Genomic DNA, 25,549 nt, shown 5'->3' on the forward strand with positions numbered 1-25,549 from the left:
ACGGTGCGTTCGGCCCTGCGGGGACCGTAAGCTGTATCGGCCATCTTTACGCCTTACGGAGTCCCACGTGCCAAGCCCCTACCGCGCCATCTTCGCCGCCCCCGGCACCAAGGGGTTCTCGACGGCGGGCTTCCTCGGCCGGATGCCGCTGTCGATGATGGGCATCGGGATCGTGACGATGGTGTCCCAGCTCACCGGGCGGTACGGCCTCGCGGGCGCGCTCTCGGCGACCGTGGCGCTCTCGGCCGCCGCGATCGGCCCGCAGATCTCCCGGCTCGTCGACCGGTACGGCCAGCGCCGCGTGCTGCGGCCCGCGACCCTGGCATCCCTGGCCGCGGTCGCCGGGCTCCTGCTCTGCGCGAAGTACGAACTCCCGGACTGGACGCTCTTCGCCTTCGCCGCCCTCGTCGGCTTCGTGCCGAGCGTGGGCTCGATGATCAGGGCACGCTGGGCGGTGCTCTACCGGGACACCCCGCAACTGCACACCGCGTACTCCTTCGAGTCCGTGGTGGACGAGATCTGCTTCATCTTCGGGCCGATCATCTCGATCGGGCTCTCCACGGTGTGGTTCCCGGAGGCCGGGCCGCTCGTCGCCGGGGTCTTCCTCGCCGTGGGCGTCTTCTGGCTGACGGCCCAGCGGGCCACCGAGCCGGTGCCGCACGGCCGTGAACACCACACCAAGGGCTCGGCACTGCGCTCCGGCGGGCTGCAGGTCCTGGTCGCGACCTTCGTGGCGACGGGTGCGATCTTCGGGTCCATCGACGTGGTGACCGTCGCGTACGCGGAGGACCACGGTCACAAGTCGGCGGCCAGCCTCGTGCTCGCCGTCTACGCGCTCGGCTCCTGTCTGGCGGGAGCCGCCTTCGGTCTCATCCGCTTCAAGGGCGCTCCCGCGCCGAGGTGGCTGCTGGGTGTCTGCACGACGGCCGTGAGTATGATCCCGCTTCAATTGGTCGGGAACCTTCCGTTTCTGGCCGTGGCGTTGTTCATCGCGGGCCTCTCCATAGCGCCAACCATGATCACGACGATGGCCCTCGTCGAACAGCACGTACCACGCGCGAAGCTGACCGAGGGCATGACCTGGGTGAGCACCGGACTCGCGGTCGGCGTCGCGCTCGGCTCCTCCGCGGCCGGCTGGGTCATCGACGCGGCCGGATCGGACGCCGGGTACGCGGTCCCCGGGCTCTCCGGGGCCGTCGCGGTGGCGGTCGGGTTCCTCGGGTACCGCCGGCTGAAGAAGCCGGCGTCGCAACGGGGAGGGACGCATGAGCACGGCATCGGGCACGGGCAGCGGGAAGAGCACAGCAGCGTGGCGTAACTGGGCGGGCAACGTCACCGCCCGCCCGGCCAGGGAGGTCACCCCCGCATCGGTCGACGAGCTCTCCGCCGCGCTGCGTCGGGCCAAGGAGGACGGCCTCAGGGCGAAGCCGGTCGGCACCGGCCACTCCTTCACGGCGACCGCGGCGACCGACGGCCTCCTCATACGCCCCGAACTCCTCACCGGCATCCGCAGAATCGACCGCGAGGCCGGCACCGTCACGGTGGAGGCGGGCACTCCGCTGAAGCGTCTGAACGCCGCCCTCGCACGCGAGGGCCTGTCGCTCACGAACATGGGCGACATCATGGAGCAGACCGTCTCCGGCGCGATCAGCACCGGGACGCACGGCACGGGCCGCGATTCGGCGTCGATCTCCGCGCAGATCACGGCACTTGAGCTGGTCACCGCGGACGGAACGGTCCTCACGTGCTCCGAGAAGGAGAATCCCGAGGTCTTCGCGGCGGCCCGGCTCGGCCTCGGCGCACTCGGCGTGATCAGCGCGATCACCTTCTCCGTGGAGCCCGTCTTCTTCCTCACCGCCCGCGAGGAGCCGATGACCTTCGACAAGGTCACCAGCGAGTTCGAGGCGCTCCACGCCGAGAACGAGCACTTCGAGTTCTACTGGTTCCCGCACACCGGCAACTGCACCACCAAGCGCAACAACCGCAGCGTGGGCCCCGCCGCCCCGCCCGGCAGAGTCAGCGCCTTCGTAGAGGACGAAATTCTCTCCAACGGCCTCTTCCAGGTGGTCAACACGATCGGCAGGGCCGTCCCCGCGACGATCCCCGGCATCGCCAGGATCTCCAGCAAGGCGCTCTCCGCCCGCACCTACACGGACATCCCCTACAAGGTCTTCACAAGCCCGCGCCGCGTGCGCTTCATGGAGATGGAGTACGCGGTCCCGCGGGCGGCCCTCGTCGAGACACTGCGCGAGCTGAAGGCGATGGTGGAGCGCTCGAACCTGCGGATCAGCTTCCCCGTGGAGGTCCGCACCGCCCCCGCTGACGACATCACGCTCTCCACGGCCTCGGGCCGGGAGAGCGCGTACGTCGCCGTCCACATGTACCGGGGGGCGCCCTACCAGGCGTACTTCACGGCCGCCGAGCGGATCTTCACCGCGCACGAGGGCCGGCCCCACTGGGGCAAGATCCACACCCGCGACGCCGACTACTTCGCGCGGGTCTACCCGCGCTTCGCCGAGTTCACGGCGCTGCGCGACCGCCTGGACCCGGACCGCATGTTCGGCAACGACTACTTGCGCCGCGTCCTGGGCGCCTGAGGACCGCCACGGCCTACGGGGGGGGCGGTTCACGCAGCAGCGGCCTACGGGGTGGGGGTCCCTCCCCGCTGCCCGTCGTCTCCGTTTCCGGTGTCGCCACCGCTCGACGGGGTCGGCGTCGGAGTCGGGGTGGGGGTCGGCGTCGGCGTCGGGTCGGTCTTCGAGCCGTCGTCGTCCCCGGAGTCCGTGCCGGGGTCCGAGCCCTTGTCGGGGTCGTCCTTCGAACCGGAGTCCGAGCCGCTGTCGTCGCCGTTGCCGCTTTCCGGCGTCTGCGAGTGCGCCCCGTCCGGGTCCTGCGAAGCGTCGCCACCCTGCTGCGAACCGTCGTCGTCGGAGCCCGTGGAAGGTCCGTCGGACGGCTGCCCGGAGGGGTCGGTCGAGGGCGTGGACCCGTGGTCCGAGGAGCTGTTCCTGCCCGAGAAGCCGTTGCCTATCGTGGTGCCGTGCCCCCCGCTGAAGTCCTCGCCGGAGACGAGCTCGTACGTCGTGATGCCGGCCATGGCGACGCCGAAGACCACCGCGGCCGCGATCAGCGGCCTCTTCCAGCTCCGGACCTGGGTGCGATGCGTGGTGCCGTGGGTGAACTCGTCCGGGGGGAGCGGTGGCGCCGCCGGCTCTTCCGGCACGACCGGAGCCGCCTGCCGCAGCACGCGCGTCGCGTCGTCCCGGGGCACCAGCTGCGTGGCGTCGACCGATCCGAGCATCTGTGTCTTCTCGGCCTCGGCGCCCGCGCCGGGCAGCATGGTCGTGCGGTCCGCGTCGGCGTCCACCACCGGGAGCACATTCGTGCGGTCCGCGTCGGCATCGACCACCGGCAGCACGTTCGTGCGATCCGTGTCAACAGCGGGAGGCAGCACTGAGGTGGCATCCGGCTCGACCGTCTTCCCCCATGTCGTCGTCACGGGCCCGTGCCCGGTGTGCGCCGCCGCACCCGTGTACGACGCCGCTCTGAACGTCTCCGCCACCGGCGCACCCGAGCCGTCGGCCGGCACCTGCCGCGCCCTCGGCTTGGCCTGCACCGTGACGTCACGTATCTGCTCGCCCGTGCGCCGGAAGAAGTGCTGGAAGAGCGTGCCGCCGCAGGTCGCGACGGCACTCACCACACCGGCGCCCAGGATCGTGCCGTAGACGCCGAAGCTCGACGCGAGCTTCGCCGCCACGACCGCGGCCACGGCGCTTCCCGCGACCTGCGGCACACTCAGGTCGAGGCGCCGCTTCTCCTTCGGCTCCGTCGAGTCCTCCGGCTCCGCCCGGCCCCTCGACTCCTTGCCGGAATCCGGCTTTTCACGCATCTCCGACCCTTGCCTCCCTTTCTCGACTGACTACACGAGAAAGGGACGTATGGGTGAAGGGGATAGTTCCGTTTCTGGAGATTCCGTGAAGTGTGCCACTCGTGGACCACCCTGCCCGGGTATCCCGATGCGCCAACTCCCGTCCCCTGCGAGAAGTTCGGCGGCGCGGCGGACCACCCGCGTGGCCCGAATGGAGTACTGTTGCGAGCCCTGGGTCCGGTCTCCCACCTGGGTGCCCGGGGCCTTCCAGAACCGCCGGGAGGGGGCTCGCTGCACAGGGTGACCGAAGTGGTCACTGAGAGTTGCGAAGAGGTAACCGTGCCATAACGGCGACCTTGGGCCCATGCCCGACACGCCGGGCAACTCGGCAAGGTTGTGGCAGGCTGCACCCGGGCAGGCCACACTCGACTAGCGGAAGCAGCGACGCACGTGACGTCGGCAGGCACCACCCGGGAGGTCCCCATGCCCGAACTGCGTGTCGTGGCCGTCAGCAACGACGGCACACGGCTGGTGCTCAAAGCTGCGGACAGCACGGAGTACACGCTTCCGATCGACGAGCGACTGCGCGCGGCGGTGCGCGGCGACCGTCCGCGTCTCGGCCAGATCGAGATCGAGGTCGAGAGCCACCTCCGCCCCCGCGACATCCAGGCGCGGATACGTGCCGGTGCCAGCGCGGAGGAAGTCGCCTCTCTCGCCGGAATCCCCGTCGATCGTGTCCGCCGCTTCGAAGGACCCGTGCTCGCCGAGCGCGCCTTCATGGCCGAGCGGGCCCGGAAGACTCCTGTGCGCCGTCCCGGCGAGAACACCGGGCCCCAACTCGGCGAGGCCGTCTCGGAGCGACTGCTCCTGCGCGGAGCCGACAAGGAAACCATCCAGTGGGACTCCTGGCGCCGTGACGACGGCACCTGGGAGGTCCTGCTCGTCTACCGCGTCGCGACCGAGCCGCACTCCGCGAGCTGGACGTACGACCCGCCGCGGCGGCTCGTACAGGCCGTGGACGACGAGGCGCGCTCGCTGATCGGCGAGACGGACGACATCGCCGCGCCCGAGCCCAGCTTCCCGTTCGTGCCGCGCATCGCCCGGCTGCCCCGGGACAGGCCCTCGCTGGACCGTCCCCTTGACCGCGCCCTGGACCGGCAGTTGGACCGCCCGAGCGTGCCGCTGCCCCCGGAGCCCGGGGAGGAGAGCACGGCCACCGGCGCGACCGCCGCCGTCTCCGAGTCGGAGCGGGACTCGTTGACCAGCCTCCTGGAGGCGGTGCCGAGCTTCCGCGGCGACATGATCGTGCCGGAGCGTCCCGTGCCCCAGCCGACGGATCTTCCGCCGGTGCCGGTGCCCGTGGAGGAGCCCGAGCAGGACCCGGAGGCAGACGAGGCCCCCGCGGCATCGGCCGGCGCGGGTTCCGCGTACGCGGACGTCCTGATGCCGCGCTCGGTGGCCAGCCACCGCGACCGCCTCGTCGGCACCACCGACCGCCAGGCGGAGGCCGACGGCGTCCGTCCCGGGCGGCGTGCGGCGGTGCCCAGCTGGGACGAGATCGTCTTCGGCACGCGCCGCAAGAAGCAGGAGTAACGCGTCGTCGCAACATGGCCGGGGCCCGCACCGTGCAGGTGCGGGCCCCGGCCATTCTGACGGACCGCCCGCTACTGCGGATCCGGGCCCTTGGCCACCGGACGGGACTCGTCCGATGACCACTCCGACCACGAGCCGACGTACAGCGACGCCGGTACGCCCGCCACCGCGAGCGCCAGCACCTCGTGGGCGCCGGACACACCCGAGCCGCAGTAGACGCCGACCTCGGAAGTGCCGGATGCGCCCAGGGAGTTGAAGCGTTCCGCGAGGTCGGCGGCCGGCCTGAAGGTGCCGTCCGCCGTGACGTTCTCCGTGGTCGGCGCGGAGACCGCACCCGGGATGTGGCCGCCGACGCGGTCGATCGGCTCGACGTCACCGCGGTAGCGCTCGGCCGCGCGGGCGTCCAGGAGCAGACCGGAGCGGGCCAGGGCCGCCGCGGCGTCGGCGTCGAGGAGGTCCGCGGTGTTCGTCGCGGGGACGAACGAGCCCTCGGCCGCCGGGCGCTCGTCCCCCGGGACCAGCGGACCGCCCCACGCCGCGAGCCCGCCGTCGAGCACCCGCACGGAGGGATGCCCCGTCCAGCGCAACAGCCACCAGGCACGTGCCGCGGCCCAGCCCTGCCCGCCGTCGTACACGACCACGTCCCGGTCGGCGAAGACGCCGGCCGCGCGCATCACCGCTCCGAAGCGCTCCACGTCCGGCAGGGGGTGCCGTCCGGCCGAGCCCGCCGGGCCCGCGAGATCAGCGTCCAGGTCGACGAAGACGGCTCCGGGGATGTGCCCCTTCTCGTACTCGGCCCGCCCGTCGAAGGCGGGGGCGCCCGCCGCCTTGGCGGTGCTCAGCTGCCAGCGGATGTCCAGGAGCACTGGCGGGTTCTCGCCCTCCAGGTCGCTCGCGAGTTCGGATGCGGAGATGATGGCATTCATAGGCCCATCCTTGCGTACGGGGTGGCCGCATCGGCCAGGTCCGGCTACCCTGCTCCGCCGGACGACTGCCGAACACGGGGCGTACGGAACCGGGCACGGCGTGTACTGCCGGACGACACCACCGAGCAATCGCGCGTTAACGGATGAGGAACGGCAAACCGGGCATCCTCTGGGCGGAGCCGGGGCAAGCGGCGCGGCCAAGGCGCGCGGCGCCCCAGGTGGTGCGAGCATCTGCACGGGCGGGCAAACGCGCGACATAGGTACGTGCATTCGAAAGCGGAGCCTAGCGGCCACCATGACGGGCCGAGGAGAGAGTGACGATGACGGAGGCACGGGGGTCGACGGGTCAGCGTGACGGCTCGGAGGCCGTCCGCCGCGCGCCCGGCACACCCACCTGGGTGAGCCTGATGGCGCACGGCCTGGCCGCGACCCAGGAGTTCTACGGAGCGTTGTTCGGCTGGGAGTTCCGGCCAGGACCGGAGCAGCTCGGGCCCTACGTGCGGGCGCTGCTCGACGGCCATGAGGTCGCCGGGATCGGCCAGCTGCCGCCCGACCACCACCTGCCGATCGCCTGGACGCCGTACCTGGCGTCGGACGACGTGGACGCGACGGCCGAGGCCGTGCGGCACTGCTGCGGCACGATCGGCGTCGGCCCGCTGGACGCGGGCGCGGCCGGGCGGATGGCCATCGCGGTGGACCCCGCCGGCGCGGTGTTCGGGATCTGGCAGGCGGCGGAGCACCTGGGCGCCGCCCTCGTCGGGGAGCCGGGAGCCCCGGCCTGGAACGAACTGGTCACCCAGGAGACCGCGGGCGTCTTCAAGTTCTACGAAGCGGTCTTCGGATACACCGAAGAGGCCACCACCTCGCCCGACCTCGATTACGTGACGCTCCAGGTCGAAGGACGGCCGGTGGCCTCGGTGCGCGGCCTGGGCCAGGCGCTGCCGCGGGACCGGGGCGCGCACTGGATGACGTACTTCGAAGTCGCCGACGTGGACGAGTCGGTACGGCGGGTCACCGAACTCGGCGGCCATGTCGTGACACCCGCGCAGGCGGGAGCCCACGGGCGGGTGGCCACAGTCGCCGACCCGGAGGGCGCGGTCTTCACGCTCGTGCGCTCGGAGAGCTGACTCAGGACGCGGAAGGTCACCTCCCGCCGGGATCACGGCCGGGGATCCTGGACCAGAAGTGGTCGACGATGTCTTCCAGGTAACGCCGCCCTGTCTCGCCCGACGCGGCGGCGTTGCCGACCCGGCCGAGGGTGGCCGTCAGGAGGGACTGGTACTCCTGGTGCATGGCTTTGAGCGGCTCCTGCAGATCCTGGCGCTCCATCGAGAGCAGTTTGGCGATGGGGCGAATGTGCGCCTGCCAGCGGGTGCTGACGGCTTCCGCGAGGAGTCGGGCGAGTTCGTCCTCGAGGCCGGTGACGGCCACGAAATCCCGCGGCGCCAGCTGCAGCACGGCACCTAGATGGGCCGACTGCCTCCGATTGCCGGCCCACGTGTTGGTCTCTTCCATGTGCTGGTAGGCCCGCACGTCGAGTCCGGTGGCCCGGGCCACGTCCTCGATGGCGAGACCTCCCGCGAGACGGTGGTCCCGCAGAGTCCGCGGAGCGCCGATGAGTTCGTGGGGCGCGCACCACAACGCACCGGCCAGCGCGGCGAGCTCGTTCGACGTGGGCACCGCCCTGCCCTGCTCCCACGCGGTGACATGGTCCGGCGACACGTACTCCAAGCCGTACGAGACACGCATGCCGTAGGCGACGTGGCCGGGGGCCATGCCGAGCTTCTCGCGGAGCGTCCGGGCAGCCCGGGCATTGAACGGTGGTGGTGGGTGCACGGGGCCAGACACTATGGAGTTACGGCCGTTAACTCCATGTCATCTGTCGCCTTTGTTTCGGTTTTCGCGCATGCGTCGTAGTCAAGTTCGTAGGAAGCCACAAGAGCTCGCCTGCCCTGTACTGCCTAGTAATGAGGCCGGAGTTGAAGGCGTGTCGACCCCCCGTATGATCCGCTCGCGAGGCGCCGTATGTGCGTTCCCCCAATACCGCTCGCATGCCCCCTCGGCGCCCCCTCCGTCACACGTCCCCATTTGTCGGTCCAGGAGAAACGTTCATGACGACCAGCGCGACAGGCCCGTCCGGGCCGTACGGCCCGCCAGGCCCCGCCGACGCCCCGCCGATGTACCCTCGCGGCCCGCTCGACCGGTTCTTCCGCATCACCGAACGGGGTTCGACGTACGGCCGCGAGATACGCGGCGGTTTCGCCACGTTCTTCACCATGGCGTACATCCTCGTGCTCAACCCGATCATCCTCGGCAGCACCGAGGACAAGTTCGGCACACGGCTGGATTCGGTCCAACTGGTGACCGCCACGGCTCTCGTGGCCGCGGTGATGACCCTGATCATGGGCGTCGGCGGCAATCTGCCGCTCGCCCTCGCCGCGGGCCTTGGCATCAACGCCGTCGTGGCGTTCCAGATCGCGCCACTGATGAGCTGGGACGACGCGATGGGTCTCATCGTGCTCGAAGGCCTGCTGATCTGCGTCCTGGTGATGACCGGCTTGCGCGAGGCGATCATGCACGCCATCCCACAGCCGCTCAAGCAGGCCATCAGCGTCGGGATCGGCCTGTTCATCGCGTTCATCGGCTTCGTCGACGCGGGCTTCGTCACGCGTGTCCCGGACGCCGCGAACAGCACCATTCCCGTCCAGCTCGGCACCGGTTCGCTGACCGGCTGGCCCATGCTCGTGTTCTGCCTCGGCGTGCTCCTGACGGTCGTACTGCTCGCCCGCAAGGTGAGGGGCGCCATCCTCATCAGCATCGTGGCGACGACGATCTTCGCCGTGATCGTCGACGGAATCGCCGACGTCAAGTCGTGGGGCCTGACCGCGCCGTCGATGCCCGACAAGCCCGTCGCCGCACCCGACTTCGCCCTCCTCGGCGACTTCGACCTGTTCGGGTCCTTCGGGCAGGTGAGCGTCCTCACGGTGGTGCTGCTCGTCTTCACCCTCATCCTGTCGGACTTCTTCGACACGATGGGCACCATCGTCGGCGTCACGGCGGAGGCCGGTCTCCTCGACGAGCGCGGCCAGGTCCCCGGCCTCGGCCGTGTGCTGCTCATCGACGGTGCGGCGGCCGTCGTGGGCGGCGCGTCCTCGTCGTCCTCCGCCACCACGTACATCGAGTCGGCGGCCGGTGTCGGAGAAGGCGCCCGCACCGGCTTCGCGAACCTGGTCACCGGAGGCCTGTTCGGCCTCGCCCTGTTCCTGACCCCGGTCCTGACCATGGTGCCCATGCAGGCCGCGTCGCCCGCCCTCGTCGCGGTCGGATTCCTGATGATGACCCAGGTCAAGCACATCGACTGGGACCGCTACGAACTGGCGGTACCGGCGTTCTTGACCATCGCGGTCATGCCGTTCACGTACTCCATCACCAACGGCATCGGCGCCGGCTTCATCTCGTACGTCGCCATCAAGGCGTGCCTGGGCAAGTCCCGCGAGGTCCACTGGCTGCTGTGGGGCACGGCGGCACTCTTCCTCGTCTACTTCGCCATCGATCCGCTGGAGCAACTGCTCGGGGTGAAGTAACCAGGGACCCCGGTGGCCGTGCGGCCTCGGCGGTGACGCACACGGGCGTCACCGCCGCAGCGCCGGTCAGGCAGAGGCGACAGGCAGCACATCGGGAGAGAGCACCGCCGCGTGCGCCGTGGCGCTGGTCATCCGGCGCCTGTGGTGACGGCGGCACAGCACTTCGTAACCCACCTCGTCCGCCGCGTGGTCGACGTCGCCGACCACGACCTGAGCGCCTTCGACGACCATCGCACCGCCTATGGTGCGTGCGTTGTGGGTGGCACGGGCGCCGCACCAGCACAGCGCCTCGACCTGCAACACCTCGACGCGGTCGGCGAGTTCGACAAGACGCTGCGAGCCGGGGAAGAGCTTGGAGCGGAAGTCCGTGGTGATGCCGAAGGCGAACACGTCCAGGCCCAGGTCGTCGACGACACGGGCCAACTGGTCGATCTGGCCGGGGGCGAGGAACTGCGCCTCGTCCGCGATCACGTAGTCCGCGCGGCCGCCCTGCGAGAGGCGGTCGACGAGATGGGCGTAGAAGTCGAAGCCGTCGGCGGCCTCGATCGCGTCCGTGACGAGGCCGAGCCGCGAGGACAGCTTGCCCTCCCCCGCACGGTCGTCACGGGTGAAGATCATCCCCTTCAGACCGCGGGCCGAGCGGTTGTGCTCGATCTGCAGAGCCAGGGTGCTCTTTCCGCAGTCCATCGTTCCGGAGAAGAACACCAGCTCGGGCATGGGGAGTTGCAGCCTTTCGGGACGTTCGGAGGCAGTACGGGGCAGCGGTCTGGTCAGGAGCGTACTTCGAGGAGCGGTACGAGCTGCTCGACGGCGGTCATGGAACCGTGCATGCCGAACAGGCCCGACTCCTTCGGCTCCTTCTCGGAGGCGATGATCGCCACGTCGTCGTGCGCCGCCGCGATCACGTCGCCGATGCGTCCGTACACCCGCTCGTCGACGGCGCCGGGCGGGCCGAACCAGCCCGCCGCGATCGCCTCGTCCCGGCTCGCCACCCAGAACTGCTCGCCGAGCACCTCGCGCCAGACGGTCAGGACGTCGTTCTCGGCGCCCGGCACCGCGTACACGTGGCGCGCACGGCCCTCGCCGCCGAGGAGGGCGACGCCTGCGCGCAGCTCCCAGTCCTCGTCGAAGTCGATGCGGGACTGCTCGTCGAAGGGGATGTCGAGCATGCCGTGGTCGGCGGTGACGTACAGGGCGCTGCGCGGCGGGAGTTGCTCCGCCAGGCGCTGGGCCAGGCGGTCGACGTACATGAGCTGGCCGCGCCAGGCGTCGGAGTCGACGCCGAAGCGGTGCCCCTTGCCGTCGACCTCGGCGTAGTACGTGTAGACCAGCGAACGGTCGCCCGCGCCCAGTTGCTCGGCCGCGAGGTCCATGCGGTCCTCGCCGGAGAGCCGGCCGCGGAAGCTGCCGCCGCTCAGCGCGACCTTGGTGAGCGGGGTGTTCTCGAAGGTCGGGGACGAGACCTGGGCGGTGTGCACGCCCGCCGCGTGGGCCTGCTGGAAGACCGTGGGGTACGGCTGCCACTTGCGCGGGTCCGTCCACGGGTTCCAGCGGAGCTGGTTCATCAGCTCGCCGGTGGCGGGGTTGCGCACGGTGTAGCCGGGCAGGCCGTGCGAGGCGGGCGGCAGGCCCGTGCCGACCGAGGCCAGGGAGGTCGCGGTGGTGGCGGGGAAGCCCGCGGTGATCGGACGTCCCGTACCGCCGCGGGATGAACCGATGAGCGAGGTCAGGAAGGGAGCCTCATCCGGGTGGGCGCGGAGCTGCTCCCAGCCGAGGCCGTCGATCAGGAAGACGCAGTTCCGGTCGGCCTGGGCCAGTTCCGGAATGACGGGCGCGAAGCCCTCGACGCCCTGGTGGGAGACGAGCGTGGGCAGCAGGTCGGCGAGCGAGCCCGCGCCGTACTCGGGCAGGGGCGCGGAGTCGAGGGAGAGCGGCTGTACGTCGTCCCAGGCGGACAGGGACATCAGCGGGCGGTCTCGGCTGTCGCCTCGGACAGGGCCTGCGCGAAGGCGAGAGTCTGGCGCACGGTGTCCGGGCCGTCGCCCGCCTCGCTGACGCGGAGGCTGAGGTCGTCGGCGGTGGAGCTGCCGGTGTAGCCGTGGTCCGCCTCGCAGTTGGGGTCGCCGCAGGCGGCGGGCTCCAGGTCGATGCGCGACACGGCACCCCAGCCGATGGTCAGGACGACCTCGCGGGGCAGCGAGCCCGGGACGTACTTCTCGGGGTTGGCGACGACGCGGCTGACGACGACCGACGAGATCCGGCCGATCTTCACGGACTCCGTGGAGGTCGTCGCGTACGGCGTCGGGGATGTGCTGTCCGCCGCCTGCTCGTCGGTGTGGCTGACGATGAAGCGGGTGCCGGTCAGGACGAGGACCGTCACATGCCGGCGCACTTCGTTCGCGTCGAACGTGGTCTCCTGGTGGACCAGGTACGACCCGATGGCCTCGCCGCCGATCGCGGCCTCCACCGCCTCGGCCACGAGGGCCGGGTAGTAGCCGCTGCGCTCGATCGCCGCGCGCAGCCCCTGGGTCGTCGTACCGGTCTTTGCCATGCCGTCCATCCTACGACCCGGCGGAGGGCGCACGGTGCCCCACTGGCGGCCTCAGTACCCCGGCAGGGCCCGCGGGCCGAGGTCGTCGCGGGCCGGTGGGGGCGCGAGCCGCACGGAGGCACCGAGCACGGAGAGGCCGCGCTGGGCGACGACCACGGGCTCCAGGGAGACGGCGACCACCTCGGGGTGATCGTCCACGAGGCGCGAGACCCGCTGGAGCAGCTCTTCGAGGGCCGGGGTGTCGACCGGCGCCGAACCGCGCCAGCCGAAGAGGAGCGGGGCGGTCCGGATGGACCTGACCAGGGAGCCCGCGTCGCGCTCGGTGACCGGCACCAGGCGGTGCCCGGTGTCACCGAGCAGCTCGGACGCGGCGCCCGCGAGGCCGAACGAGAGCACCGCTCCGGCCGCCGGGTCGATGACCGCGCGGACGACGGTGTCGACGCCGCGGGGCGCCATCGCCTGCACGACGGGCCGCAGCTCGGCGGGCTTGCCGAAGGCTTCGGTCAATTCGGCGTAGGCCCTGCGCAGTTGTTCCTCGTCCGCCAGGTCGAGCCGCACGCCTCCGAGGTCGGCACGGTGACGCAGGTGCGGGGCCGTGGTCTTGAGGGCCACGGGGTAGCCGAGCGCGCGGGCGGCCGCCACGGCCCCGTCCGGGTCGGGCGCGGGCAGGGCGTCCCGTACGTCGATGCCGTACCGCCCGAGCAGTTCGCGGGCGTCGTCCTGGGCGAGGGTGGCGCCGCGCGGGTCGTCCTGCGCGGCGAGGAGCTCGTCGATCCGCCGTGCGGCACCGCTCTCGTCGATGTCCTCGTACTCGTGAACCTTGCCGGGCTCCTTGGCCTCACGTCGCCACTGGGCGTACTTCACGGCTTCGGCGAGGGCCCGGACGGCACGCTCGGCGGCGGGGTAGGCGGGGATGCGGTACGACTGCGCCGGGCTGGGGGCGGGTGTGGGCTCGGGGTCGGCCCCTGCCGGGGCCACCTCCACCGCGGGGGTACGTTCCGCAGGGCGGGGGGCGTCGGGGCGAGTCCGCGTCGCCGCTGCCAACGCTTCGGCGAGGCCGCCGAGTTCCACGTGGACCACGGCCACCGGCTTCGCCGGGCACCCGGCGGCAGCCGCCCGCAGCGCGGCGGCAAGCTCCTCCCCCTCGGGCGACCCCGTGGCTCCGTCCTCCCCCACCCAGGGGATAGCGGTGACGATCACGGCATCGCAGGCATCATCCGACAACGCCTCGGCAAGCGCGGCCCGGAAGTCATCGGGGGTGGCCCCGGTGGTCAGATCCACCGGCGGCAACGGCCGAAGCCCATCGGCAACGCACGCGTCGTACGTGAGAAGTCCGAGCGACTCGGAGTTGCCGAGAATGGCGACCCGGGGCCCGGACGGCAACGGCTGCCCCGCGAGGAGCAGCCCCGCGTCCACCATCTCGGTGACGGTCTCCACCCGGATGACCCCCGCCTGGCGGAGCAGCGCCGACACCGTGGCGTGCGGAAGCCGCGTGGCCTGCACCGCGTGCCCCGTGGGCGCGATCCCGCTGTGCCGCGCCCCCTGCACCACGACCAGCGGCTTCGCCGTCGCCGCGCGCCGGGCGAGCCGCGTGAACTTGCGCGGGTTGCCGATGGATTCGAGGTACATGAGGGCGACATCGGTGTCCGGGTCCTCGTACCAGTACTGGAGGACGTCGTTGCCGGACACATCCGCGCGGTTGCCCGCGCTCACGAAGGTCGACAGGCCCGCGCCACGCCGGTGGAGACCGGAAAGGAGCGCGATGCCGATCGCGCCGGACTGGGTGAAGAGGCCGATCCTGCCGCGCTCGGGGGGATGCGGGGCCAGGGACGCGTTGAGCCGCACGTCCGGCGACGTGTTGATGACTCCGAAGGCGTTCGGGCCGAGGATGCGCGTGCCGTACGACCGGGCCTGACGCACCAGTTCACGCTGCCGCTCCCGCCCTTCGGGACCGCTCTCCGCGTACCCGGCGGAGATCACGACAAGACCGGGCACCCCGCGCTCACCGCACTCGGCGACGGCCTGCGGCACGCGCTCGGCGGGCACGGTGACGACGGCGAGCTCGACGGTCTCCTCGATGTCCCGCACGGAGCGGTGGGCAGGCACCCCGTCGACCTCGGTCTCCTCCTCGAACGCGCTGTTCACCGCGTACAGCCGCCCCGTGAAGCCCGCCTCCCGCAGATTCCGGAGCACGCTGCGCCCCACGCCGCCCTGCGTGCGCCCGACACCGATCACGGCGACCGACTTCGGCGTGAGCAGCCGCTGCACCGACCGCGCCTCGGCCCGCTGCTCACGGGCGCGCTGCACGGCGAGCGAGCGGTCGGTGGGCTCCAGATCGAATTCGAGACGTACGACGCCGTCCTCGAAGCTGCGCTTCTGCTGGTACCCCGCATCCGTGAACACCTTGATCATCTTGGTGTTGGCGGGCAGCACCTCGGCGGCGAAGCGGCGGATGTCGCGCTCCCTGGCGACAGCGGCAATGTGTTCGAGCAGGGTGGAGGCGACCCCCCTGCCCTGGTGGGCGTCCTGCACGAGGAAGGCGACCTCGGCCTCGTCGGCGGGCGCGCTCGCGGACATGCCGCGGGAGTCGATGCGGTCGAAGCGCACGGTGGCGATGAACTCGCCGCCCACGGTGGCCGCAAGACCCACCCGGTCCACCTGGTCGTGATGGGTGAAGCGGTGCACGTCCTTGGCGGACAGGCGGGGGTAGGGCGCGAAGAAGCGGTAGTACTTCGACTCGTCCGAGACCTGCTCGTAGAAGCTGACCAGGCGGTCCGCGTCCTCGGCCGTGATCGGCCTGATCCGGGCGGTGCCTCCGTCACGCAGGACGACATCGGCTTCCCAGTGGGAGGGGTATGCGTGCCGGTCCGACGGGGTCTGCATGGGCCCAGGGTACGGGTCGCGGGGGCGCCTTGGCCGGGGCAGGCTAGGAGACGTCGAAGGCGGGACGTGGGCCCCGTGGCGCCAGGACGTACGGTCGACGGGGCACGGACCATCGGTCGGCACGGCACGGACCAACGGCCGGCGGAGCACTCGTGACGGCATGAGACACTGGTCTAGACAACTGTGAGACATCTGGAAGGGCAGCAACACATGGCTGAGCGCCGCGTCAACGTCGGCTGGGCCGAGGGCCTTCACGCCCGACCCGCCTCCATCTTCGTCCGCGCGGCCACCGCCGCCGGCGTCCCCGTGACGATCGCCAAGGCTGACGGCAACCCCGTGAACGCCGCCTCCATGCTCGCGGTGCTCGGTCTGGGCGCGCAGGGCGGCGAGGAGATCACCCTCGCCTCCGACGCCGAGGGCGCGGACGCCGCTCTCGACCGTCTGGCGAAGCTGGTCGCGGACGGTCTCGAGGAGCTCCCCGAGACCGTCTAGTAAAGACTGGTACTCATACGCTGAAGGGCCCGCCCGAAATAGGGGCGGGCCCTTCAGTGTTTTTTCTGCTGCTATCCCCTGCCCTGTTTCCCCCACACCGCGCACTGAATTCGGGCAGCAGAAACAACGCCCCACCGAATAGCACTTCTTTGTATACGGCGCCTCTGTTAAAGACGCAGGCCCGTCGTGTTTACGGCATGTTGCGAACCCCTCACACCGGAGAGATTGCGCACGTAGCGCAGCCGGTGCGCGGAGGCCGTCCGCTCCGAGTGCTGCGCGGTGAGCGCACGGGCCCGTTCCGCGTCCCGGCGAGCGACCGCGTCGGCGATCGCGGCGTGCTCGGCCCAGGCCTCCGCGGGGGCGGCCGACGTCTCGACCACGTACATCCAGGCGATCTTGTGCCGGAGCTGGGTGAGCAGTGCCGTGAGGCCCGGGCTGCCGGACGCCTGGGCGAGCGTCTCGTGGAACCAGCCGCCCAGGGAGCGCAGATCCTCGCTCCGACCGCGCCTGGATCGCTCCTGGCCGAGCCTGACGAGGCCGCGCAGGACCTTCAGGTGCGCCTCCGTGCGGCGCTGTGCGGCGCGGGCCGCACCCAGCGGCTCCAGGAGCGCGCGGACCTCCAGGAGGTCGGCCGCCTCCTGTTCGGTGGGTTCCGCGACGCACGCGCCCGCGTGCCGGCGCGTGACGACGAAGCCCTCGGCCTCCAGGGTGCGCAGGGCCTCGCGCACGGGGACGCGGGAGACTCCGTAGCGGCGCGCGAGCAGTTCCTCGGTGAGCCGGCCGCCCCGTTCGTAGACACCGGAGACGATGTCGTCCCGGATGGCCGTGCATACCGAGTGCGCGGGAATGCGCATGACTGACCTCCGCCTTAATCCCCGCGAAACGCGGTCGATCGACGCCTGTTCGCCTGTCCGGGGACTCTATTGCAGAGCGGCCGAATTTCCGACGGTCGGCCGAAATCCAGGGATACTTTTGGCCAAAGGAGATACGGGAACGGCGAAAGCCCCGGCTCTCGACGAGCCGGGGCTTTCGGTGAATCAGGTGCGCCGCGTGCGACCGCGTGAGTTCGGGCCGGGATCAGACGTTGACGCCGTGCGAGCGGAGGTAGGCGACCGGGTCGATGTCCGTGCCGTAGTCCGCGCCGGTGCGGGCCTCGAAGTGGAGGTGCGGGCCGCTGGAGTTGCCGGTGGAGCCGGAGAGGCCTATCTGCTGGCCCGGAGTGACCGCCTGGCCGACCGTGACACCGAGGGACGACATGTGGCCGTACTGGGTGTACGTGCCGTCGTTCATCTTGATGACCACGTTGTTGCCGTAGGCGCCGCCCCAGCCGGCCTCGACGACGGTGCCGGAGCCGACCGCGTGCACCGAGGTGCCGGACGCGGCGTGGAAGTCGACACCGGTGTGGCTGCCGGAGGACCACATGGCGCCACCGGTCTGGTAGCCCGTGGAGATGGACGAGCCGGTGATCGGGGAGACGTAGCTGTTGAGGCGCTTGCGCTCGGCCTCGCGAGCGGCACGCTCCTTGGCCTCGCGCTCCTTCTTGGCCTTGGCCTTCGCCTCGGCCTCGGCCTTGCGCTTGGCCTCCTCGGCCTTCTTCTTGGCGGCCTCTTCGGCCTTCTTGGCCGCTGCGGCGTCGTCGGCGGCCTGCTGCTGGGCAGCGGCCTGCGCGTCGACGCTCTGGGCGAGCGAGTCGCCCACGGAGATCGCCTGGGTGAGGCCGGTGTGCTGGGGAGTCACCGCGTCGTCGGCGGCGAGCGCCGGAGCGGCCAGGCCCCCGATGACACCGGTGGTGGTGAGGGCGGCGACGCCCGCCACGTTCGCGGTCGTACGCGTGAGGCGGCTCGGGCGACGGTGCTTCCCGGTGGCACGGGTGAACGCCATGAAGTGGCTGATCCTTTCCTTCCTTCTCGCCTACCGGGTTAGCTGACGGGTTCGGAGCAGGAAGGTCTCCTACGAGTCCCTCACCTCACGGCGAGGTTCCCGATTCACCCCAAGGGGACATGTGGGTCCCCGGCTCCCCTGGCTCGCGCCGTACGGGGACTCGGCGATGACTGTCCGGTGCCGCGGGCGCGGCGTACTGCATGACGAACAGCCGGACCAGACGCTAAGCGGGGCGTCTTTCAAACGACAAACGGATCAGAGCTTTTGTAGCGCACGCCACAGGTCAGACACGTAACCTCCATACTAATTCGGACATATGAGGACCCCAGTAGCGATTTCTCGCCACCGGGGTCCCGATATGTCCTGACTGTCACTCAGTTCGCGCGCACCCCGCACTCACCCCGTGACCACACTCACTTCACCGATGCCGAGCGCCCTGACAGGCTCCTCGATCTGCGCCGCGTCCCCGACGAGCACCGTCACAAGGCGGTCCTGGGGGAAGGCGCTCACCACGGCGGCGGTGGCCTCCACGGTGCCGGTCTCGGCCAACCGGCGGTACAGCTGGGCCTGGAAGTCGTCCGGCAGGTGCTGCTCGACCTGGTCGGCGAGGGTGGCCGCGACGGACGCCGCCATCTCGTACTTGAGCGGGGCGACGCCCACCAGGTTCTGCACGGCGACATCGCGCTCGGCGTCCGTGAGGCCCTCCGCGGCGAGGGTGCGCAGGACCTTCCACAGGTCGTCGAGCGCCGGACCCGTGGACTCGGTGTCCACGGAGCCGCTGATGGCGAGCATCGCGGCGCCGCTGCCGTCCGGGGCGGAACGCAGGACCTGGCCGAACGCCCGTACGCCGTAGGTGTATCCCTTCTCCTCGCGCAGGACGCGGTCCAGGCGCGAGGTGAGGGTGCCGCCCAGGCAGTACGTGCCGAGCACCTGCGCGGGCCAGACGCGGTCGTGCCGGTCCGGCCCCACGCGGCCGATGAGCAACTGCGTCTGGACGGCCCCGGGGCGGTCCACGATGACGACACGCCCGGTGTCGTCCGCGGTCACCGGAGGCACCGGACGCGGCTCGGCGGTACCGCCCGTCCAGGCGCCGATGGTGTCGGCGAGGACGGCGTCCAGGTCGACGCCGGTCAGGTCGCCCACGACCACGGCGGTCGCCGTGGCGGGACGCACGTGCTTCTCGTAGAAGGTGCGCACCGCCGCCGAGTCGATGGCCGTGACCGTCTCCTCGGTGCCCTGGCGGGGGCGCGACATGCGGGAGGTCGCCGGGAAGAGCTGCCGGGACAGCTCCTTGGCGGCGCGGCGTCCCGGGTTCGCCGCCTCGTGCGGGATCTCGTCCAGGCGGTTGCGTACGAGCCGTTCGATCTCGCTGTCCGCGAAGGCGGGGGCGCGCAGGGCGTCGGAGAGCAGGCCGAGCGCCTTCGGGAGGCGCGAGACCGGGACTTCGAGGGAGACACGGACACCGGGGTGGTCGGCGTGCGCGTCCATGGTGGCGCCGCAGCGGTCGAGTTCGGCGGCGAAATCCTCGGCGGAGTGCTTGTCGGTGCCTTCGTTGAAGGCCCTCGCCATGATCGTGGCGACGCCGTCAAGGCCCGCAGGCTCGGCTTCGAGCGGCGCCTCCAGGTGGACCTCCACGGCGACGACCTGCTGGCCGGGGCGGTGGCAACGCAGCACGGTGAGGCCGTTGTCCAGGGTGGCTCGCTCGGGCGCGGGGAAGGCCCACGGCCGTGCGGCGCCCGCCTGGGGCTGCGGGTGGAACTGCATCGTTGCGGCCTCGCTCACTTCGCCGCCTCCTCTTCGTCCTCGTCGTTGGCTTCGTCGGCCTCAGGGGCGATGGGCTCGTACACGAGCACCGCGCGGTTGTCGGGGCGCAGGCGGGCCGCCGCGACCGCCTTGACCTCTTCGGCGGTGACGTCCAGGACGCGCTTGACGGCGGTGAGGGCGAGCTGCGGGTCACCGAACAGGACGGCGTACCGGCACAGTTCGTCCGCGCGTCCCGCCACCGTGGAGAGCCGGTCGAGCCACTCGCGCTCCAGCTGCGCCTGGGCGCGCTCCATCTCCTCGTCGGTGGGGCCCTCTTCCGCGAAGCGGGCGAGCTCCTCGTCGACGGCGGCCTCGATGACGGGGACCTCGACGTCGCCGGACGTCTTCACGTCGAGCCAGCCGAGCGAGGGGGCTCCGGCGAGGCGCAGCAGGCCGAACCCGGCCGCCACGGCGGTGCGGTCGCGGCGCACGAGGCGGTTGTAGAGGCGGGACGACTCGCCGCTGCCGAGGACCGTGAGCGCCAGGTCGGCCGCGTCGCACGCGCGCGTGCCGTCCTCCGGGAGGCGGTAGGCCGCCATCAGGGCGCGGGCCGGGACCTCTTCCTCGATGACCTCGCGCAGCTCCTTGCCGATGATGTCGGGCAGCGAGCCGTCGCGCGGCGGCTGCTTGCCGTCGTGCGAGGGGATGGAACCGAAGTACTTCTCGACCCAGGCGAGGGTCTGCTCCGGGTCGATGTCGCCGACGACCGACAGGACGGCGTTGTTGGGCGCGTAGTACGTACGGAAGAAGTGCCGCGCGTCCTCCAGCGTCGCCGCGTCCAGGTCGGCCATGGAGCCGATCGGGGTGTGGTGGTAGGGGTGGCCCTCGGGGTACGAGAGGGCGGTCAGTTTCTCGAACGCCGTGCCGTACGGAACGTTGTCGTAGCGCTGGCGGCGCTCGTTCTTGACGACGTCCCGCTGGTTCTCCATGGATTCGTCGTCGAGCGCGGAGAGCAGCGAGCCCATGCGGTCGGCTTCCAGCCACAGGGCCAGCTCGAGCTGGTGTGTGGGCATGGTCTCGAAGTAGTTGGTGCGCTCGAAGCTCGTGGTGCCGTTGAGCGAGCCGCCCGCACCCTGTACCAGCTCGAAGTGGCCGTTGCCCTGCACCTGCTTCGAGCCCTGGAACATGAGGTGCTCGAAGAGGTGCGCGAGGCCCGTACGCCCCTTGACCTCGTGGCGCGAGCCGACGTCGTACCAGAGGCAGACCGCGGCGACCGGGGTCAGGTGGTCCTCGGAGAGCACCACGCGCAGGCCGTTGGCCAGCCGGTGCTCGGTCGCTGTCAGGCCGCCGGAGCCGGCCTCGGCTGTGGCCGTGTGACCCATGGGCATGTACGTCCCTTCGATCGCTGAAAACTGGAAATTCTGCCAGTCCCGCCACTGTATGCAAGCGTGCTGACAACCGGCGAAGTTCCCGCTCCGCACTCGGCGTAGTCAGGGTCGAAGTCCGGGTCGTGGTCGGCGTTGTCAGTGGGACAGTCCACAATGGTCGGCGTCAGATCCCGTTGATGGTCGGCGTCAGATCCTGTTGATGCCCTGGCAGACACCGTGAAGGAGCCGCAGCAGCGATGGCCCGCCGCAGCACGAAGACCCCGCAGCCCGACGAGTCGTTCGAGGAGAAGATCCTCGACATCGACGTCGTCGACGAAATGCAGGGCTCCTTCCTCGAGTACGCGTATTCGGTCATCTACTCGCGCGCCCTGCCGGACGCCCGCGACGGCATGAAGCCGGTGCACCGCCGGATCGTGTACCAGATGAACGAGATGGGCCTGCGCCCCGACCGCGGCTATGTGAAGTGCGCCCGCGTCGTCGGTGAGGTCATGGGTAAGTTGCACCCGCACGGCGACGCGTCGATCTACGACGCCCTGGTGCGCATGGCGCAGCCCTTCTCCATGCGCCTGCCCCTGGTGGACGGCCACGGCAACTTCGGCTCGCTCGGCAACGACGACCCGCCGGCCGCCATGCGGTACACCGAGTGCAAGATGGCCGACGCGACGTCCCTGATGACGGAGTCGATCGACGAGAACACAGTCGACTTCGAGTCGAACTACGACGGCCAGGAGCAGGAGCCGGTCACCCTGCCGGCGGCCTACCCGAACCTCCTGGTCAACGGCGCGTCGGGCATCGCCGTCGGCATGGCGACGAACATGCCGCCGCACAACCTCGGCGAGGTCATCGCCGCCGCCCGCCATCTGATCAAGCACCCCGGGGCCGACCTGGAGACGCTGATGCGTTTCGTGCCGGGCCCGGACCTGCCCACGGGTGGCCGCATCGTCGGCCTGTCCGGGGTCAAGGACGCGTACGCATCAGGGCGCGGCACCTTCAAGATCCGCGCGACGGTGGCCGTCGAGAACGTGACCGCGCGCCGCAAGGGCCTGGTCGTGACCGAACTGCCCTTCTCCGTGGGCCCCGAGAAGGTCATCTCGAAGATCAAGGACCTGGTCGGCTCGAAGAAGCTGCAGGGCATCGCCGACGTCAAGGACCTCACGGACCGCTCGCACGGCCTGCGCCTGGTCATCGAGATCAAGAACGGCTTCGTCCCTGAAGCCGTCCTTGAACAGCTCTACAAACTGACGCCGATGGAGGAGTCCTTCGGCATCAACAACGTGGCCCTGGTGGACGGCCAGCCCCTCACGCTCGGCCTCAAGGAACTGCTCGAGGTCTATCTCGACCACCGCTTCAATGTCGTGCGCCGCCGCAGCGAGTTCCGCCGCAGCAAGAAGCAGGCCAGGCTGCACCTGGTCGAGGGTCTCCTTGTCGCCCTCCTGGACATCGACGAGGTCATCCGCCTCATCCGCTCCAGCGACAACTCCGCGCAGGCCAAGGACCGCCTGATGGAGCGCTTCTCGCTGAGCGAGGTCCAGACGCAGTACATCCTCGACACGCCGCTGCGCCGCCTCACCAAGTTCGACCGCATCGAGCTGGAGTCCGAGCGCGACAAGCTCAAGGCCGAGATCGACGAGCTGACCCGCATCCTGGAGTCGGACGCGGAGCTGCGCAAGCTGGTCTCCGCCGAACTGGCCGCCGTGGCGAAGAAGTTCGGCACGGACCGGCGCACGGTCCTCCTGGAGTCCGCGAGCACCCCGGCACCCACGGTGTCGCTGCAGGTTGCGGACGACCCGTGCCGCGTGCTCTTCTCCTCGACGGGCCTCCTTGCCCGTACGGCCAACGGCGAGCCGTTCGACGAGAGCGACACCAAGCGCGTCAAGCACGATGTGATCGTCTCCGCCGTCCCCGCGACCGCGCGGGGCGAGGTGGGCGCGGTGACGTCCGAGGGCCGCCTTCTGCGCCTCTCCGTGGTGGACCTCCCGCAACTCCCGGAGACGCACGCGGCACCGAACCTCTCCGGAGGAGCGCCTGTCTCGGAGCTGCTCTCCTTGGAGCCGGACGAGAAGTTGATCTGCCTGATGACCCTGGACGAGTCCTCACCGGGCCTCGCCCTCGGCACCGAACAGGGCGTGGTCAAGCGCGTGGTCCCGGACTATCCGTCCAACAAGGAAGAGCTGGAGGTCATCACCCTCAAGGACGGTGACCGGATCGTCGGCGCGGCCGAGCTGCGCACGGGCGAGGAGGACCTGGTCTTCATCACGGACGACGCCCAACTCCTGCGGTACCAGGCCGCGCAGGTCCGCCCGCAGGGCCGCCCCGCGGGTGGCATGACGGGCATCAAGCTCGCGGACGGCGTCAAGGTCATCTCCTTCGTGGCGGTGGATCCGGCCGTGGACGCCGTGGTCTTCACGGTGGCGGGCTCGCGCGGCACGCTCGACGACTCGGTGCAGACGACGGCCAAGGTGACGCCGTTCGACCAGTACCCCCGCAAGGGCCGCGCCACGGGTGGTGTCAGGGTCCAGCGCTTCCTGAAGGGCGAGGACTGCCTGAGCTTCGCGTGGGCGGGCCCGACGCCGCCGCTCGCGGCCCAGCGCAGCGGCCTGCCGGCGGAGCTGCCGGAGATCGACCCGCGCCGCGACGGCTCGGGAGTCTCCCTGTCGAAGCCGGTGGCCGCGGTGGCGGGCCCGGCGTAGTCAGTCGCCCTGCGGCTCTTGTACGTACCTCAGTACGCCCCACATGCTGTGCTCATCGGCACCGCCCTGTGGGGCGTACTCACGAGACGCCTCGAGCTCCTTCTCCAGAGCCGGTACGTCGATGCCGGACCCGATGAGGACGAGCTGGGTGAGCCGTGACTCACCCGCGGCCCACGGCTCGGGGTAGAAGCGCAGAAACCGCCCGACGGCGTGCACGACGTACTTGTTGCGCGGGTCGGCGGCGCCGAAATCGACGTACCCCTTGATGCGGTAGAGCCCTTCGGGCCGACTGTCGAGGAGAGCCATGAACGGGCGGGGGTTCATGGGCACTTCGCAGGAGAAGGAGAGGCTCTCGTAGGCGGAGTGCAGATGGTCGTGGTGCTCACCGTCCGCGTCGTGCTCATGCTGGTGCAGGTCGTCGAAGGACAGCTGCCCGACGCGCTCCCCCACGGGCTTCCGGTCGAGGAGCAGCTCGACATCGACGCGCCCGTACGAGGCTCCGACCACGGCCGCGCGATCAGTGAGCCCGCGGACGACGCCGAGGACCCGCTCCCGCTCGCCTCCAGGCACACGGTCGACCTTGTTGACGACAACAAGATCAGCGATCCTCAGATGCCGATCAACTTCGGGATGCCGCTGCCGGGTGGAGTCGAACTCGGCGGCATCGACGACCTCGACGAGCCCTCCGTACACGATGTGCGGATTCTCGCTGGCGAGGACCATCTTCACGAGCTCTTGCGGCTCGGCGAGCCCGCTGGCCTCGATGACGATGAGGTCGATCCGGGCGGAGGGCTGAGCAAGCTTGTCCAGATACAGATCGAGCTCACTGACATCCACGGCGCAGCAAAGACACCCACCCCCGAGCGACACGGTGGAGTCCCCGAGCTGCCCGGCAACCGCCATGGCATCGATCTCCACGGCCCCGAAGTCATTGACGATCGCACCGATCCGGCTGCCGCCGCTGCGGTGCAGCAGGTGATTGAGCAGAGTCGTCTTACCGGAACCGAGGAAGCCGGTGAGGACGACGACCGGGATCTGCTGCTTGCTCACGTGCGACCCCTCCGGATCCCGTACGACGAATGAAGACGGCCCCAGGATATGTGCGCGTGGAAGGGCCGCGAAGTGAACGATTGTTAGCGGCGCAGGCGGGGCACACATTGGGCACGGCGCCGGGACATGCGACCACCGATGCCTTCCGTGCGCCTCCTCTCCGCCTCCCCGCCGATCAGAGCCGCTCGGCACCCTGGGAGACGGCAAGCGCGCCGCCCATCGCTCGCCGGTCCGCTCCCTGTCGACCCGCACACGACGACCGGCGGACGGTCGCCTGATTCGGGGGTTGACATGGCCACACAGAACTACGGAGCACGGGGGTGGGGCTCTGCCGTGACGGCGAGCCTGGCAGCCTTCACGGTCGGCGCCGTTGGTGCCCTCATCACACAACAACGCCGGTTCAAGGAACTGCATTTGCGGGTCGAACGGTGCGAGCGAGTGGATCAGCGCAGCCTGCAGAGGCACATCGACCTCGCCAACCAGCAACGGCTCCAATGGGAGCTGCTGAGCAAGGCGATGGAGGACCCGGCACTGGCTGCTGTCCTCGACACGCACGGGGGCACGATCCCTCATACGAAGCACCGCCAGTTCCTCTTCGCCAACGCCGTCTACACCAATGCCCTGCTCGCTTACCGCATCGGCAACGTCAGTCAGATGGAGCTCTTCGGCCACCTCCGCGGCACGGTCCAGAACCCGATCTTCCGCGAGTACTGGGAGGCGACCCGGCCTGCTCGGGCGAGCCTCGCGGACAGTTCCGTCGAGGCCCAGGTCGGCCACATGACGGACAAACTCATCCACGATCTGGATGAAGCCGACACCGACGAATGGTGGGTCGTGGGCAACCCTCCGGAGTGACGAGGGCCGACGCCGACGGCGGCGGACCAAGTGCCTGCCACGGAA

General features: G+C 70.4%; 20 protein-coding genes and 1 riboswitch. Of the genes, 8 read left to right on the forward strand and 12 right to left on the reverse strand.

All coding sequences use genetic code 11. The features are described from left to right. Nucleotides 1–67 precede the first annotated feature (67 nt). Nucleotides 68–1,318: an MFS transporter gene (locus ACZ5WE_RS28145; RefSeq protein ID WP_467688378.1), complete on the forward strand. Its 1,251-nt coding sequence runs from the start codon at nucleotides 68–70 to the stop codon at nucleotides 1,316–1,318. Then, nucleotides 1,266–2,597, forward strand: a complete 1,332-nt coding sequence (locus tag ACZ5WE_RS28150) for a D-arabinono-1,4-lactone oxidase (RefSeq protein WP_467688380.1) — start codon at nucleotides 1,266–1,268, stop codon at nucleotides 2,595–2,597. The genes ACZ5WE_RS28145 and ACZ5WE_RS28150 overlap by 53 nt, the downstream gene beginning before the upstream one ends. A 44-nt stretch (nucleotides 2,598–2,641) precedes the next feature. Here the strand turns inward: ACZ5WE_RS28150 and ACZ5WE_RS28155 are convergent, their stop codons facing one another. After that, nucleotides 2,642–3,889 (reverse strand): hypothetical protein, encoded by a 1,248-nt coding sequence (locus ACZ5WE_RS28155; protein ID WP_467688382.1) that lies wholly within the window; start codon nucleotides 3,887–3,889, stop codon nucleotides 2,642–2,644. 462 nt (nucleotides 3,890–4,351) lie between these two features. Between ACZ5WE_RS28155 and sepH the strand changes: the two genes are divergently transcribed. After that, entirely contained in the window at nucleotides 4,352–5,461 is a 1,110-nt protein-coding gene (gene sepH, locus ACZ5WE_RS28160) for a septation protein SepH (protein WP_467688384.1), read from the forward strand. A 71-nt stretch (nucleotides 5,462–5,532) separates the two neighbouring features. On the opposite strand, the gene ACZ5WE_RS28165 is transcribed toward sepH, so the two are convergent. After that, nucleotides 5,533–6,387, reverse strand: coding sequence for a sulfurtransferase (locus tag ACZ5WE_RS28165; protein WP_467688386.1), 855 nt, complete (start codon nucleotides 6,385–6,387; stop codon nucleotides 5,533–5,535). Nucleotides 6,388–6,707: 320 nt separating this feature from the next. Here ACZ5WE_RS28165 and ACZ5WE_RS28170 point away from each other — a divergent pair, with 320 nt between their 5' ends. Beyond that, nucleotides 6,708–7,514, forward strand: coding sequence for a VOC family protein (locus ACZ5WE_RS28170; RefSeq protein WP_467688388.1), 807 nt, complete (start codon nucleotides 6,708–6,710; stop codon nucleotides 7,512–7,514). A 16-nt stretch (nucleotides 7,515–7,530) separates the two neighbouring features. Here ACZ5WE_RS28170 and ACZ5WE_RS28175 read toward each other — a convergent pair whose 3' ends face one another. Beyond that, nucleotides 7,531–8,163: an XRE family transcriptional regulator gene (locus ACZ5WE_RS28175; protein ID WP_467688389.1), complete on the reverse strand. Its 633-nt coding sequence runs from the start codon at nucleotides 8,161–8,163 to the stop codon at nucleotides 7,531–7,533. Between the two features lie 335 nt (nucleotides 8,164–8,498). Here ACZ5WE_RS28175 and ACZ5WE_RS28180 point away from each other — a divergent pair, with 335 nt between their 5' ends. Beyond that, the gene (locus ACZ5WE_RS28180; RefSeq protein ID WP_467688390.1) at nucleotides 8,499–9,971 is read left to right on the forward strand and encodes an NCS2 family permease; all 1,473 of its coding nucleotides are present in this window, start codon (nucleotides 8,499–8,501) and stop codon (nucleotides 9,969–9,971) included. Between the two features lie 66 nt (nucleotides 9,972–10,037). Here the strand turns inward: ACZ5WE_RS28180 and ACZ5WE_RS28185 are convergent, their stop codons facing one another. Genes ACZ5WE_RS28185 through ACZ5WE_RS28200 form a run of 4 tightly spaced genes read right to left on the reverse strand, consistent with a single transcriptional unit; the run spans nucleotide 10,038 to nucleotide 15,405 of the window. Beyond that, on the reverse strand, nucleotides 10,038–10,688 hold the full coding sequence (locus ACZ5WE_RS28185; RefSeq protein WP_467688392.1) for a thymidine kinase: 651 nt from the start codon (nucleotides 10,686–10,688) through the stop codon (nucleotides 10,038–10,040). Between the two features lie 53 nt (nucleotides 10,689–10,741). Further along, nucleotides 10,742–11,935, reverse strand: a complete 1,194-nt coding sequence (locus ACZ5WE_RS28190) for an alkaline phosphatase family protein (RefSeq protein WP_467688394.1) — start codon at nucleotides 11,933–11,935, stop codon at nucleotides 10,742–10,744. After that, nucleotides 11,935–12,531, reverse strand: coding sequence for a DUF5998 family protein (locus tag ACZ5WE_RS28195; RefSeq protein ID WP_467688396.1), 597 nt, complete (start codon nucleotides 12,529–12,531; stop codon nucleotides 11,935–11,937). Before ACZ5WE_RS28195 ends, ACZ5WE_RS28190 begins: the two co-directional genes overlap by 1 nt. Before the next feature lie 42 nt (nucleotides 12,532–12,573). Then, nucleotides 12,574–15,405 (reverse strand): bifunctional acetate--CoA ligase family protein/GNAT family N-acetyltransferase, encoded by a 2,832-nt coding sequence (locus ACZ5WE_RS28200; protein WP_467688398.1) that lies wholly within the window; start codon nucleotides 15,403–15,405, stop codon nucleotides 12,574–12,576. 210 nt (nucleotides 15,406–15,615) lie between these two features. Between ACZ5WE_RS28200 and ACZ5WE_RS28205 the strand changes: the two genes are divergently transcribed. Next, nucleotides 15,616–15,897, forward strand: a complete 282-nt coding sequence (locus tag ACZ5WE_RS28205; protein WP_160507645.1) for an HPr family phosphocarrier protein — start codon at nucleotides 15,616–15,618, stop codon at nucleotides 15,895–15,897. 167 nt (nucleotides 15,898–16,064) lie between these two features. Here the strand turns inward: ACZ5WE_RS28205 and ACZ5WE_RS28210 are convergent, their stop codons facing one another. The 4 genes from ACZ5WE_RS28210 to ACZ5WE_RS28225 form a co-directional block, all read right to left on the reverse strand. After that, complete coding sequence (locus tag ACZ5WE_RS28210; RefSeq protein ID WP_467688400.1) at nucleotides 16,065–16,751, reverse strand: GntR family transcriptional regulator; 687 nt, start codon at nucleotides 16,749–16,751, stop codon at nucleotides 16,065–16,067. 223 nt (nucleotides 16,752–16,974) lie between these two features. After that, nucleotides 16,975–17,778: a M23 family metallopeptidase gene (locus ACZ5WE_RS28215; protein ID WP_467688402.1), complete on the reverse strand. Its 804-nt coding sequence runs from the start codon at nucleotides 17,776–17,778 to the stop codon at nucleotides 16,975–16,977. Nucleotides 17,779–17,790: 12 nt separating this feature from the next. After that, nucleotides 17,791–17,954: riboswitch (cyclic di-AMP (ydaO/yuaA leader) on the reverse strand. A 220-nt stretch (nucleotides 17,955–18,174) separates the two neighbouring features. Beyond that, nucleotides 18,175–19,560 carry a M16 family metallopeptidase gene (locus ACZ5WE_RS28220; RefSeq protein ID WP_467688404.1) on the reverse strand — a complete coding sequence of 462 codons (1,386 nt, stop codon included), beginning with the start codon at nucleotides 19,558–19,560 and terminating at the stop codon, nucleotides 18,175–18,177. Beyond that, complete coding sequence (locus ACZ5WE_RS28225) at nucleotides 19,557–20,909, reverse strand: M16 family metallopeptidase (RefSeq protein WP_467688406.1); 1,353 nt, start codon at nucleotides 20,907–20,909, stop codon at nucleotides 19,557–19,559. The genes ACZ5WE_RS28220 and ACZ5WE_RS28225 overlap by 4 nt, the downstream gene beginning before the upstream one ends. A 236-nt stretch (nucleotides 20,910–21,145) precedes the next feature. Between ACZ5WE_RS28225 and ACZ5WE_RS28230 the strand changes: the two genes are divergently transcribed. After that, nucleotides 21,146–23,599, forward strand: coding sequence for a DNA gyrase/topoisomerase IV subunit A (locus ACZ5WE_RS28230; RefSeq protein WP_467688408.1), 2,454 nt, complete (start codon nucleotides 21,146–21,148; stop codon nucleotides 23,597–23,599). Here ACZ5WE_RS28230 and ACZ5WE_RS28235 read toward each other — a convergent pair whose 3' ends face one another. Continuing rightward, nucleotides 23,600–24,649, reverse strand: a complete 1,050-nt coding sequence (locus ACZ5WE_RS28235; RefSeq protein WP_467688410.1) for a CobW family GTP-binding protein — start codon at nucleotides 24,647–24,649, stop codon at nucleotides 23,600–23,602. 291 nt (nucleotides 24,650–24,940) lie between these two features. Between ACZ5WE_RS28235 and ACZ5WE_RS28240 the strand changes: the two genes are divergently transcribed. Continuing rightward, entirely contained in the window at nucleotides 24,941–25,504 is a 564-nt protein-coding gene (locus ACZ5WE_RS28240; protein ID WP_467688412.1) for a DUF6082 family protein, read from the forward strand. Nucleotides 25,505–25,549: the final 45 nt, after the last annotated feature.

The sequence above is a fragment of the Streptomyces sp. NPDC033180 genome (genome assembly GCF_055577645.1).